The sequence below is a fragment of the Rhodovulum sp. HP10 genome, from assembly GCF_047553435.1.
Taxonomy (GTDB): Bacteria; Pseudomonadota; Alphaproteobacteria; order Rhodobacterales; family Rhodobacteraceae; genus Rhodovulum.
Genome location: NZ_CP180201.1, coordinates 3,190,970 through 3,203,984 on the forward strand (window position 1 = coordinate 3,190,970; position 13,015 = coordinate 3,203,984).

At 68.7% G+C, this 13,015-nt stretch carries 7 protein-coding genes; 6 read left to right on the forward strand and 1 reads right to left on the reverse strand.

The genetic code is table 11. From position 1 onward, the window contains the following. Positions 1-5 precede the first annotated feature (5 nt). From ubiV to ACK8CO_RS14980, 5 genes are all read left to right on the forward strand, one after another. Positions 6-929 (forward strand): ubiquinone anaerobic biosynthesis protein UbiV, encoded by a 924-nt coding sequence (ubiV, locus tag ACK8CO_RS14960; protein ID WP_231098301.1) that lies wholly within the window; start codon positions 6-8, stop codon positions 927-929. 408 nt (positions 930-1,337) lie between these two features. Then, positions 1,338-2,675 (forward strand): alanine/glycine:cation symporter family protein, encoded by a 1,338-nt coding sequence (locus tag ACK8CO_RS14965; RefSeq protein WP_414897130.1) that lies wholly within the window; start codon positions 1,338-1,340, stop codon positions 2,673-2,675. Positions 2,676-2,838: 163 nt separating this feature from the next. Continuing rightward, complete coding sequence (locus ACK8CO_RS14970; protein WP_414897131.1) at positions 2,839-5,013, forward strand: peptidase domain-containing ABC transporter; 2,175 nt, start codon at positions 2,839-2,841, stop codon at positions 5,011-5,013. Positions 5,014-5,023: 10 nt separating this feature from the next. Beyond that, a complete protein-coding gene (locus ACK8CO_RS14975; protein ID WP_414897132.1) occupies positions 5,024-6,322 on the forward strand; it encodes an HlyD family type I secretion periplasmic adaptor subunit in 1,299 nt (432 codons plus the stop codon). Positions 6,323-6,362: 40 nt separating this feature from the next. Then, positions 6,363-6,956, forward strand: a complete 594-nt coding sequence (locus ACK8CO_RS14980) for a class I SAM-dependent methyltransferase (protein ID WP_080617111.1) — start codon at positions 6,363-6,365, stop codon at positions 6,954-6,956. Between the two features lie 142 nt (positions 6,957-7,098). On the opposite strand, the gene ACK8CO_RS14985 is transcribed toward ACK8CO_RS14980, so the two are convergent. Continuing rightward, positions 7,099-8,970 (reverse strand): acetylglucosamine transferase, encoded by a 1,872-nt coding sequence (locus ACK8CO_RS14985; RefSeq protein WP_414897133.1) that lies wholly within the window; start codon positions 8,968-8,970, stop codon positions 7,099-7,101. Between the two features lie 239 nt (positions 8,971-9,209). Here ACK8CO_RS14985 and ACK8CO_RS14990 point away from each other — a divergent pair, with 239 nt between their 5' ends. Further along, positions 9,210-12,791, forward strand: a complete 3,582-nt coding sequence (locus ACK8CO_RS14990; protein WP_414897134.1) for a beta strand repeat-containing protein — start codon at positions 9,210-9,212, stop codon at positions 12,789-12,791. Positions 12,792-13,015: the final 224 nt, after the last annotated feature.

Below are 13,015 nucleotides of genomic sequence, written 5' to 3' on the forward strand. Positions count from 1 at the left end.
GCCCGATGGCTGCCGAACTGACGCTGGGTCCGAACCTGTTCCACTGGCCCGCCGAGATGAAACTCGATTTCTACAACCGGATCGCCGATGAAAGCCCGGTCTCGACCGTCTATCTGGGCGAGGTGATCTGCTCCAAGCGCACGCCGTTCTTCGACGACCACCACATGGACAAGGTTGCCGAGCGGCTGGAACGCGCGGGCAAGAAGGTGGTGTTCTCCTCCTTCTCGGAAGTGGTGATCAAGCGCGAACGCAACCTGCTGCGGCAATGGGCCGAGCAGGAGGGCCGCGATCTCGAGGTCAACAACACTGCGGCGCTGCTGTATCTCAAGAACAAGCCGCACCGGATCGGGGCGCTGCTGAACGTCTATAACGAAGACACGATGGCCTATCTGCACGAGCAGGGCGCCAACCATTTCGCGCTTCTGCCCGAGCTGCCGCGCAAGGCGGTTGCCGAGCTGGGCAAGAAGGCGGGCGAACTGGGCGTCGGGGTCGAGGTGCAGGTTTTCGGCCGGGCCTCGCTGGCGCTCTCGGCCCGCTGCTACCATGCCCGCGCGCATGCCCGCACCAAGGACAACTGCCAGTTCGTCTGCGGCGAGGATTGCGACGGCATGATCCTGAACACCATGGACGAGAAGCCGTTCCTGGTGGTCAACGGGATCCAGACACTGAGCTACGGCTATCTCGATCTCCTGCCCGATATCGCCGACATGAAGGCGCTGGGCGTGACCCATTTCCGGGTAATGCCGCATTCCTGCGACATGATCGCGGTCACGCGGCTGTTCGACGACGTGCTGGCCGAGCGGATCGGGGTCGAGGAAGGCGAGGCGAAGCTGCGCGAACTGGGCATCGAGGCGCCCTTCGTGAACGGCTTCTACCATGGCAAGGCCGGGCATGACTGGACGGCCCGCGCGGCGGCCGAACTGGCCTGATCCGGTGTGCCGGGGCAGGGCGTCGACCGCGCGCCCCGACCCCTTTGGCTTCCGCGCCCCCTTCGGGGCGCGGTCGCGGCCCTTCCCCATTCCTCAGCTCCGCAATGCCCGCGCGCGCCAGGTTCCGCCGGGCGTGTCCCGGATGGTGCCCGTTTCCGCGTGCCCTTGCCCCGGGACCGGCGAGGCAAGGCCGGATCTGCTCCGGGCGGTCGGTCCCGGGCTGGCTGCCAAACGCGCACCCGGGCCGAGGCGGCTGCCGGAATGCGGGGCGCAGGCAGGTCTTTCACACCTTTTGACGCTGCGTCAGGCGCTGCCTTCCGGACCCGGTTATGCGACCGATCACCTTATGCTCCCTGCCCGACGAAGCGGGCAGGCGGGAAAACGAGAAACTAGCAGGGAAAGAAGTATATGACAGATTTTCTCACCGCCGTCAGCTCATTCGTCTGGGGGCCGCCGGTTCTGGTGCTGCTGCTGGGCACCGGGCTTTACCTCTGCATCGGGTTGCGCTTCCTGCCGCAGCGCAAGCTGGGCCACGGCATCCGGATGATGCTGGAAGGCCGCAAGAAGGGCGAGGGCCATGAAGGCGAGATCACGCCGTTCCAGGCGCTGACCACGGCGCTGTCGGCGACCATCGGCACCGGCAACATCGCGGGCGTTGCCACTGCGATCTTCCTCGGCGGGCCGGGCGCGGTGTTCTGGATGTGGCTGACTGCCCTGGTCGGCATGGCCACCAAATATGCCGAGGCCGTGCTGGCGGTGCATTACCGCGAGGTCGACGCCAAGGGCCGCTATGTCGGCGGACCGATGTATTACATCAAGAACGGGCTCGGCCCGCGCTTCGCCTGGCTGGCCTGGCTGTTCGCGCTGTTCGCCACCATCGCCGCCTTCGGGATCGGCAACACGGTGCAGGCCAACTCTGTCGCCGATGCGGTCGAGACCACCTTCGGGGTGCCCCATCTGTGGACCGGGATCGCGCTGGCCGCGCTGACCTTTGTCGTGATCGTGGGCGGGGTCAAGCGGATCGGCGCCGTTGCCGAATGGCTGGTCCCGCTGATGGCGGTGCTTTACATCATCGGTGCGCTGACGATCCTTGCGATCAACTACCAGCAGGTCCCCGGCGCCATCGCGCTGATCTTCGACAGCGCCTTCAACGGGGCTGCGGCGACCGGCGGCTTCGCGGGCGCGGCGGTGATGGCGGCGATCCGCTTCGGCGTGGCGCGCGGCATCTTCTCGAACGAGGCCGGTCTGGGTTCGGCGCCGATCGCGCATGCCGCGGCGCTGACCGACGATCCGGTGCGCCAGGGCAATGTGGCGATGCTGGGCACCTTCATCGACACCATCCTGGTCTGCTCGATGACCGCGCTGGTGATCATCACCACCGGGGTCTGGAGCAGCGGCCAGACCGGGGCGGCACTTTCGGCGCTCGCCTTCAATACCGGCATGCCGGGCGGCGATCTGATTGTCAGCTTCGGGCTGATCGTCTTCGCTTTCACCACGATCCTGGGCTGGAGCTATTACGGTGAACGCTCGGCCGAATACCTGTTCGGCCCCAGGGTGATCCTGCCGTTCCGGCTGCTTTGGGTGGCGGGCATCCTCATCGGGGCTGTCGCCAATCTGGGCGTGATCTGGATCGTGGCCGACATCATGAACGCGCTGATGGCGATCCCCAACCTGATCGCGCTGATCGCGCTCAGCGGCACCGTCTTCGCGGTGTCCCGTGCCTATTGGCGCAAACAGGCCGAGTGATCCTCGGTCTCTCGTGGCAGGACGAAATCCTGCCACGAGATCCTTTCCGAGACCCTTCCGGGCCCGGTTCCAGATCGGGTTCCAGATCCGGTTCCAGATCCGGAGGGGGGGCGGCGGATCGCCGACAACCGCCCGTTAAGGTGCCCTGACGTAAACAGGGCCCATGTCGGTCCAGGATTCCCAGCTTTCCGAAACGCTCGCGCTCGACACGCCGCAGCTGTCGACCCTGCGCGGCGCCTTCCTGATCGCTGCCCATAACGGTATCGTCCTCAGCCCCGACGAACTGCCCGATCTCGGGACCGGCGATCTCGCCCCCGGGCTGATGGCGCTGTTTGCGGCCAAGGGGCTGCGCTGCCGGCTGATCGACAGGGCCGGATGGCGGCTCGCCTCGCGGCTGGGGCAGGGGTTTCCGGTGCTGGCAGAGGTCGAACAGGGCCGCTGGATCGTGCTGGTCCATGCCGGACTTGTCGAAAAGGTCCGCAGCGCGGCGGTGCTCGACCCGCGACACGAGGCCGAGGGGGTGCACAGCCTGCCCTGGGAGGACTTCGCCCGGCGCTGGACCGGACGGCTGATCCTGATCGGGCGCACCAGCGCCACCGCCGCCGAGAGCCGGGCCTTCGGGCTGCGCTGGTTCCTGCCCGCGCTCCGGCGCGAACGCGGGCTTTTCGCGGGGGTCGCGGTGGCGGTTGTCACCGGCAATCTGATCGCCTTCTCGCTGCCCTTGCTGCTGCAGGTGATGATCGACCGGGTGATCGCGCATCAGGCCTGGTACACGCTGATGTCGGTGACCGCGGTCTATGTCGTTCTGGTGCTGTTCGATGCGGGCTTCGGCTATATCCGCCAGCGCCTCAGCCAGATCGCGGGTGGCCGCATCGATGCCGATATCGGGTCGCAAAGCGTGGCCCATCTGCTGCGCCTGCCGATGACCGTGTTCGAGACCACGCCCGCGGGGGTTCTGACCCGCAACATCCAGCAGACCGACAAGATCCGCCACTTCCTGACCGGGCGGCTCCTGCAGACCCTGCTCGACGCCGCGCTTCTGCCGCTTCTGCTGACCACGCTGGCGCTTCTTTCGGGTACGCTGACGCTGATCATCACGCTTTACGCCATCGTCATCGCGGGCTGCATCGGGCTGATGCTGCCGATCCTGCAGGCGCGGCTGAATGCGCTTTACGGGGTCGAGGCCGAGCGTCAGGCGCTTCTGGTCGAGACGCTGCACAACATGCGCGCGGTCAAGTCGCTGGCGGTCGAACCCGCGCGCCAGCGCCTGTGGGAAGACAGCCTGGCCCAGTCGGTGCGCAAGCAATGGGATCTGGGCCGTGTCTCGGCCTTGACCGGCACGCTGACCGGGCTTCTCGAGCGGATGATGCAGGTCACCGTGGTCGCGGTCGGCGTCGGGCTCGCGCTCCAGGGCACGCTCACGGTCGGCACGCTGGTTGCGATCCTGCTGCTGTCGGGCCGGGTCTCGGGGCCTTTGGTGCAGATCGTCGGGCTGATTAACGAATGGCAGGAGGCTGCCTTGTCGGTGAGGATGCTGCGCAAGATCATGGATCATCCGCCCGAGCGGCAGGATGACGGCAAGCTGGCACAGCCGATGCTGTCGGGCATGCTCGAGTTGCGCGAGGTCGGCTTTGCCTATCCCGGCGCCGCGACCCCGGCGCTCGACCGGGTCAGCTTCGCGGTCGCGCCGGGGCAGGTGGTGGGCATCGTCGGGCGCTCGGGCTCGGGCAAGACCACGCTGACCCGGCTGATTCAGGGGATCGAGACGCCCCAGCAGGGGCTGATCCTGTTCGACGGCATCGATATCCGCAACATCGCGCTGGCCGCGCTGCGTCGTCAGGTCGGCATCGTGCTTCAGGACAACCTGCTGTTTCGGGGGACTGTCCGCGACAATATCGCGGTCGCGGTCCCGGGCGCCCCGCTCGAGGCGGTGCTGCGTGCGGCGACGATGGCGGGCGCCGACGAGTTCATCCGCCGCCTGCCCAAGGGCTTCGACACCATGGTCGAGGAAGGCGGCGCCAACCTCTCGGGCGGTCAGCGCCAGCGCATTGCCATTGCCCGTGCCCTCCTGGCCGATCCGCGGATCCTCATCCTCGACGAGGCGACCTCGGCGCTCGACCCCGAATCCGAGGCGCTGGTCAATCGCAACCTCGCCGCCATTGCCCATGGGCGCACCATGATCGTGGTCTCGCACCGACTGTCCTCGCTGGTCCGGGCCGACCAGATCCTGGTGCTCGATCAGGGCCGACTGCTCGACATGGCCCCGCATGAGACGCTGCTGACGCGCTGCGAGACCTATGCGGCGCTCTGGCGCCAGCAGACCGAGCATATCGCATGAGGGCTCGCCGATGAACCCTGTCGCGCGGGACGCGCTGCCCTTCCAGCCGCCGCTGGTGCAGGTGCGAAACGCGCCCTTGCCCTGGCTCCTGCGGCTCTGGCCGTTCGGCTCGGCCGCCCTTCTGGTCGCCCTGGTGACGCTCGCGGCCTTCGTGCCGATCGATGTCGTGGTCACCGCCGAAGGACGCATCGTGACCGACGACCCGCCGGTGGTGCTGAAGCCGCTGGGCTCGGCGGTGCTCGACCGGCTGCTGGTTCGTCCGGGCGACGCGGTCGAGGCGGGCCAGCTGGTGGCCCGGCTCGATGCACGCGATCCCGAGACCGATGTTGCCGTGCTGGCGGCCGAACGCGCGGCGCTCGAGGCTGAAATCGCCCGGATCGAGGCCGAGCTTGGCAATCTTGCGGTGACGGGCGAGGGCGAGGAATTCGCCCTTCAGGCCCGCATCCAGCGCGAGCGCGCCGTCGCCGAGGCCGCCAGGCGCGATCAGCTGGTCTCGGCGCTTGCCCAGATCGACAGCGGGATCGAGACCGCGCTGGAAAGCGTGTCCGCGCTGGCCGAGGCGGTCGCGACCGCGCGCGAGATCGAGACCATGCACGAGACCCTTCTGGCCCGCCAGAGCGGCACACGTCTTGCCGTCAACCAGGCCCGGCTTCTCCGGCTCGACGCCGAGACCGACAGCCGCGAGAACATGGCCCGGCTGATGTCGCTGCGTCAGGAGCGCGAGACCGCCGCCGCCCGGCTGGCCGCCTTCGACAGCGACCTGCGCCAGAGCCGTCTTGAGGATCTGGCGGGGCTGCGCCCGCGGCTGTCGGTGATCGAGCGGCAGCTGTCGCAGGCGACCGACCGCACCCGGCTATACGATCTGCGGGCGCCGCAGGCCGGGGTGGTGCTGTCGGTGGCCGGGGGCGGGCCGGGCTCGCTGATGACCATCGCCGATCCGGTGGTGGTGATCGCGCCCACCGGTGGCGCGATGCATGCCGAGATCGGTCTGCTGTCGCGCGATGTGGGGCTGGTGCATCCCGGAGATCCGGCGCGGATCAAGGTCGATGCCTTTCCCTGGCGCCGCCACGGCCTGATCGCCGGCCGGCTGAGCGATGTGGCGCCGAGTTCCAGCCTGCCGACCGAGGGCGGCCCGGCGCGCCATGTCGCGCGCCTGGCCTTCGATGACGATGCGGCGCTGCCCGAGGGGCTGATGCCGGGGATGACGCTGACCAGCGACATCGCCACCGGTCACCGCACCCTTCTGACCTATTTCCTCGATCCGGTTCTCAACGGGTTGAGCGAAAGCCTGCGAGAACCCCGATCCTGATCCCCGACTCACCCCCCGATCCTGAAACCGGAGCCCGTTCATGGAAAGCCTGACCCTCGCCACAGATGACGCGACAGCCTCTCTCAAGACCGTTCTGCATGTGGGCTGCGGCATGGCCGATCCCGGCAAGCTGCCGGCTGATGCCTTTCCGGCCGCGGGCTGGCGCGAACTGCGGCTCGATATCGACCCCACGGTGATGCCGGATATCGTGGCCAGCATCACCGATATGCAGGTGCTCTCGGAGGGCGCGGTCGATGCCGTCTGGTCGTCGCACAATCTCGAGCATCTCAGGGCCCATGAAGTGCCGCTGGCGCTGTCCGAGTTCTTCCGCGTGCTGCGCCCCGGCGGGTTCGTGCTGCTGACGATGCCCGATCTGCAGCGGGTGGCGGCGCTGGTGGCGCAGGGGCTCCTGGAAGAGCCGGCCTATATCTCGGCGGCCGGCCCGATCGCGCCGATCGACATCCTTTACGGCTACCGGCCCTCGATCGAGGGCGGCAATGATTTCATGGCGCACCGGACCGGCTTTACCGTCGGCTCGCTCAGCGCCCATCTGGAACGGACCGGCTTCGTCGATGTGCAGGTCGAGTCGGATGGCCGTTTCGCGCTCTGGGCCCGGGCCGTCCGTCCGGCCTGAGCCAGCCTGTCCCGACCGGAGGCTTCGGTCGGGCAGCACCCCGGGCGGGTCCGCTGCGCCGGGGCGCTTCGTGCCAGGTTGTTTGGGGCCAGTGTGTTTGATGTCGGGCGCCGCCAGGGCCGCAAGTGTCGGCCGGGACGGATCAGGGCCGTTTTAGCACCGAGACGATGGCAGCTTCGAAACGGCGGGCGAAGGCGGCACCATCCCCGAGCGTCGCGCGCCAGCGCGCGGCGAGGGCCGGGCCCCGCAGGTCGGGACGACGGTCGGGATCGGTGGCCATCGCCACGGCACGGCGGACGTAGTCCTCAAGGTCGGCGGCGATGCAGTCGGTCAGCCCGACTGCCGTGAGCAGGCTTGCCCCCATCCGTGCCGAAAAGCTGCGCCCGGCCAGGGTCAGCACGGGCAGGCCCATCCGCAGCGCGTCCGAGGCTATGGTGCCTGCATTGTATGGTGTGGTGTCGAGGAAGAGATCGCCGAGCGCCAGCCGCGCCCGGTAGCGTGCGGGGTCGACCCGGGGCGCGAAGATCAGCCGGTCGAGGGCTAGGCCCGCCGCCTGCCAGCGCTCTGACAGCGCGGCAACGCTTTCGAGCGTGTCGTCGATCAGCCAGAACAGCGCCTCGGGCGCGGCGGCTGCGATCCTGCACCAGGCGGCGAAGACCGGCGCGGTGATCTTGTAGTGATGCGAGACGCAGACGAAGACGAAGCGGTCTTCGGGCAGACCCTCCTCGGCGCGACTGACCTCGGGCAGGTCCGGCGGGCGGCCGTCATTGGCCTGATAGCAACCCTCGATCCGCAGCGGCGCGGGCGCGTAGCTGGCGGTCTCGGCCTCGGGCACGGTGATCGCGTCGCAAAGCAGCCAGTCAAGCTCGGGCAGCGGTACCGAGCCGATATAGCCCAGATAGGTCGCCTGCACCGGCGCCGGCTTCCAGCGCAGGATCCCGGGGCGGCCGCCGCTGGTCAGCCCGTTGAGGTCGATCAGGATGTCGATCTCGTCGGTGCGGATGCGCCGTGCGGCCTCTTCGTCGCCGAGCGCCCCGATCGAAACGTGGTGGTCCAGCGCGGCGAGGATGCGGGCGCGCACGTCGCTGCCGTCTTCGGGCGAGTCGCAATATCCGAAGATCTCGAACCGGTCGCGGTCATGGCATTCGAGCAGTTCGGCGATCAGGTAGCTCATGGCATGGCGGCAGAAATCGGAGGAGAGATAGCCAAGCCGGATCCGGTCATGGCGATAGCCAGCGGCGGGCGCAAGGCGCTCTCCCGGATCGGGAACGTTCCGCGCGATCCAGTCGGCGGCGACGCGGCGCTGCATCCCGGGATCGTCATGAAGCGCGAGCGTGGCCAGCGGGCCGCACCAGAGCTCGGCCTCGGCGGTGCAGAGCCCGGGCACCCGAAGGTCTGTCACCGGCCAGGCCGCCATTTTCTGCCGCGTATGCACCAGATGCTGGATCACGTCGGGCTGATGCGGGTCGATCAGCAGCGAGGCGCGCAGTTCTTCTGCCGAAGCGTCGAGCCGCTTGTCGAGTTCCAGCATCCGCCCGAGTTGCTTGTGCAGTGCCACCCGGCCCTCGGCGGGCGGCAGCGCCTGGCGCAGGAAGGCGATGGCGGCGGCGCGGTCGCCAAGCGCCTCGGCGGCCTGGCCCGCGGCCAGCGCGGCCTGCCAGAGGTCGGGCTTGATCCGGTGGGCCCGGGCGGCGGCCTCATAGGCTCCGGCCAGATCGCCGGTGGCGTTGAGCAGGACCGAGAGGTTGAACCAGGCGGCCCATGCGTCCGGACGGGCGCCGTTGAACTCGAGCCAGATCCGGTAGAGCGCAACTGACGTGTCGGGGGTACGGGCGGCGAGATCGACAATGGCCGCGGCATCGCCGCAGGCCGCAGCCCGGCGGGTCAGGGCGTCGAGATCCGGCAGCAGGTCTCTGGTGGCCCGGCTGCCGGAAAGGAACCCGGCGGGCGGGGTCGGGCCGCCAGTGGAGGGGAGGACGGCGGACGGGAAGACGGACTGGGACATCTCGGTCATCGGGATTCTCCTCGGTTCAAGGAAAACTCGCGCCTGCCGGTTAAGACGGGATTGCCGGGCCCAATGAAAAATCGCTGCGATGTTTAGGAAGAGTTCCGAGGCCATCGGCCTGCGTTTAGCCGCTTGTTTACCGATCGTGGGTCAGGGTGTCGCAGAAGCGAAGTCAGCACGACTTCGACTGTCTGGCAGATGCGCGCGAGAAGGCGCGACGTCTCCCCCCGAATCGGACCCGGAGCCAAATGTCGACCCTAAGCAACCTGTCTACCGCGCAGATCGCGGCGTTGACCACTGCCACCATTGCGTCCCTGACCAGCAGCGATATCGCCAGTATCAGTTCGGCACAGATGGGGGCGATGAGCACGGCACAGATCGGCGCGCTGACCACGGGCGCGATCCGCGGCATCGGTTCGGTGCAGGCCTCGGGGCTGAGCACGGCGCAAATGGCCAATTTCTCGACGGACCAGATCAGGCAGCTCTCGTCCCTGGCGATCAGGGGACTCACGACCGACAATATCGTCGCGCTGACCACCGCCCAGGCGGCCGAGCTGTCGTCGCGCCAGGTCTCTGCGCTCAGTTCGACGCAGGTTGCGGCGATGCAGACGGCCGATCTGGTCACGCTCTCGACGGTGGCGATGCGCGGGCTCGGCAGCACCCAGGTGGCGGGCCTGTCCACCGCCCAGGTGGCGGCCCTGACCACGGCGCAGACCGCGGTGATGAGCAGTGTGACGCTGTCCGGCCTGTCCTCGACCCAGGTTGCGGCGCTGAGCACGGCGCAGGTCGGCGCGCTGAGCTCGCTGGCGATCAGGGGGCTCAGCTCGACCCAGACCGCGGGGCTGACCACGGCGCAGATGGCCGGGCTCTCGACCGATCAGATCCGGGCTTTGGGCAGTTCAGCCATGGCCGGGCTCTCTACCGCGAATATCGTGGCGCTCTCGACCGCGCAGGCGGCCGAGATATCCTCGACGCAGGTCGCCTCGCTGAGTTCGACCCAGATCGCGGCGATGCAGACGGCCGATCTGGTCACGCTTTCGACGGTGGCGATTCGCGGGCTCGGCAGCACCCAGGTGGCGGGCCTGTCCACCGCCCAGGTGGCGGCCCTGACCACAGCGCAGGCCGCGGTGATGAGCAGTCAGACGCTGTCGGGCCTGTCCTCGACCCAGATGGCGGCGCTGACCACGGCGCAGGTCGACGCGCTCGGCTCGATCGCGATCCGGGGGCTGACCTCGACCCAGACCGCGGGGCTGACCACGGCGCAGCTTGCCCGGCTCTCGACCGATCAGATCCGGTCGCTGGGCAGTTCGGCCATGGCCGGGCTCTCGACCGCCAATATCGTGGCCTTCTCGACGGCGCAGGCGGCCGAGCTGTCCTCGACACAGATCGCGGCACTGAGTTCGGCCCAGGTCGCGGCGCTGCAGACGGCCGATCTGGTAACGGTCTCGACCGCCAGCATGCGCGGTTTCGGCGGCGACCAGATCGAGGGGCTGTCGACCGCGCAGGTCGCGGCCTTCACCACCGCCCAGACCGCGGCGATGAGCAGCACCCTTCTGGGCGAGCTGTCCTCGACCCAGATGGCGGCGCTGACCACGGCGCAGGTCGACGCGCTTGGCTCGATCGCGATCCGGGGGCTGACCTCGACCCAGACCGCGGGGCTGACCACGGCGCAGCTTGCCCGGCTCTCGACCGATCAGATCCGGGCTTTGGGCAGTTCGGCGATGGCGGGCCTCGGGACCGCGAATATCGTGGCCTTCTCGACCGCGCAGGCCGCCCAGCTGTCCTCGACCCAGATCGCGGCGCTGAGTTCGACCCAGGTCGCGGCGATGCAGACCGCCGATCTGGTCCAGCTCTCGACACTTGCGGTCAAGGGGCTGGGGGCTGAACAGGTCGGCGGACTGACCACGGCGCAGGTTGCGGCGCTGACCACGGCGCAGGCTGCCGTGCTGAGCGATACGGCGCTGGGCGGGCTCTCCTCGACCCAGATGGCCGCGATGACGACGGCGCAGATCGGCGCGCTGAGCTCGCGCGCGATCCGCGGGCTCGGCGCGACTCAGACTGCGGGGCTGACCACGGCGCAGCTGGCCAAGCTATCGACCGACCAGATCAAGGGGCTCGGCGTCTCGGCCATCGAGGGGCTCGGCACGGCGAATATCGTCGCGATCTCGACGGCGCAGGCAGCCGAACTCTCATCCTTGCAGATCCGGGCGCTGAGCTCGACCCAGATGGCGGCGATGGAAACCGCCGATCTCGTTCGGCTGTCCACGGCCGCGATCCGCGGGTTCAGCGGCGACCAGATCGATGGGCTGACCACGGCCCAGGTGGCGGCGATCACCACGGCCCAGACCGCGGTTCTGAGCAGCGCGATGCTGGGCGAGCTGTCCTCGAGCCAGATGGCGGCGCTGACCACGGCGCAGGTCGGTGCGCTGAGCACCCTGGCGATGAAGGGGTTGGGCGCGACCCAGACTGCGGGGCTGACCACGGCGCAGCTGGCCAAGCTCTCGACCGACCAGATCCGGGTGCTGGGCAGTTCTGCGATCTCGGGTCTCGGGACGGCGAATATTGTCGCGATCTCGACCGCGCAGGCGGCCGAGCTGTCCTCGACCCAGGTCGGCGCGCTGAGTTCGACCCAGGTCGCGGCCATGGAAACCGCCGATCTGGTCCGGCTCGACACCTCGGCGATGCGCGGCCTCGGGGTCGATCAGGTGGCCGGGCTCACCACCGCACAGGTCGCGGCCCTGACCACGACACAGGCTTCGGTGATGTCCGACATCACCCTGTCGGGTCTCTCTTCGGCTCAGATGGGGGCGATGACCACAGCGCAGGTCGCAGCGCTGAGCACCCGGTCGCTGCGTGGGTTGACCGCGACCCAGACCGCGGGGCTGACCACGGCGCAGATGGCCGGGCTCTCGACCGACCAGATCAGGTCGCTGGGCGGTTCGGCCATGTCCGGGTTGGCGACGGCCAGCATTGTCGCGCTCACCACGGCGCAGGCGGGCGAACTCTCTTCGATCCAGATCGCCGGGCTGGGCTCGGCCCAGATCGCGGCAATGGAGACTGCCGATCTGGTTCGGCTCGACACCTCGGCGCTTCGCGGTTTCGGGGCCGATCAGGTGGCCGGGCTGACGACCGCGCAGATGGCGGCGATCACGACGACGCAGACCGCGGCTCTTGGCAGCACGGTTCTGGGCAACATCTCTTCGACGCAGCTGGCGGCGATGACCACGGCCCAGATCGGCGCCCTGGGCACGCGGGCGATCCAGGGACTCGGCGCGACCCAGACCGCGGGGCTGACCACGGCGCAACTGGCCAAGCTCTCGACCGACCAGATCAAGGGGCTCGGCGCGTCCGCCATCGAGGGGCTGGGGACGGCCAATATCGTGGCCTTGTCGACGGCGCAGGCGGCCGAGCTTTCTTCGGTGCAGGTCCGGGCGCTGAGCTCGACACAGATGGCGGCGATGGAGACGGCCGATCTGGTCCGGCTCGACACCTCGGCGATCCGCGGGCTGACCTCCGAAGGCGTCTCGGGCCTCACCTCGGCGCAGGCGGCGGCGCTGACCACCGCACAGGTTACCACGCTCAGCACGCTGCAGATCGGCAATATCTCGACCTCCAGCATCAGCGGCTTCGGCACCGCTTCGATCCAGGCCTTCACGACCCGGCAGATGGGCGGGTTCAACTCGCAGCAGATCGCGGCGCTGACAACCACCCAGGTCGCGGCCATGCAGACCGAGGATATCGCCGCGCTGTCCGATGCCCAGACCGAGGCCTTTACCTCGACCCAGCTCGCGGCGATGTCGACGGCGCAGCTGAACGCGCTGTTCCTCTAGCCCGCCGGTCCGCGATCCGCGCAAGGACCGGCTTCGATTCGCGCTGTTCCGACCGATGTCCCTTCGGGGGCATCGGCTTTTAGGCCCGGTCCTCTTGAGGCGGCTCCGCCCCGATACCGGCCAACAGAAACCTCTCTTCTGCGGCTGGCGGCCATGCCGGGCCGTTCGGAGGCCGCGACGGCCGGACGGCCTTGCCCGCCTTCGGAGCCCGCTCGCCCCTGATA

Bases quoted from the DNA above. Each gene is read 5' to 3' on its own strand.
- ACK8CO_RS14980 (WP_080617111.1), top strand. From the start codon at position 6,363: ATGGAAAGCCTGACCCTCGCCACAGATGACGCGACAGCCTCTCTCAAG.
- ubiV (WP_231098301.1), top strand. From the start codon at position 6: ATGGCTGCCGAACTGACGCTGGGTCCGAACCTGTTCCACTGGCCCGCC.
- ACK8CO_RS14985 (WP_414897133.1), bottom strand. From the start codon at position 8,970: ATGACCGAGATGTCCCAGTCCGTCTTCCCGTCCGCCGTCCTCCCCTCC.
- ACK8CO_RS14975 (WP_414897132.1), top strand. From the start codon at position 5,024: ATGAACCCTGTCGCGCGGGACGCGCTGCCCTTCCAGCCGCCGCTGGTG.
- ACK8CO_RS14970 (WP_414897131.1), top strand. From the start codon at position 2,839: ATGTCGGTCCAGGATTCCCAGCTTTCCGAAACGCTCGCGCTCGACACG.
- ACK8CO_RS14990 (WP_414897134.1), top strand. From the start codon at position 9,210: ATGTCGACCCTAAGCAACCTGTCTACCGCGCAGATCGCGGCGTTGACC.
- ACK8CO_RS14965 (WP_414897130.1), top strand. From the start codon at position 1,338: ATGACAGATTTTCTCACCGCCGTCAGCTCATTCGTCTGGGGGCCGCCG.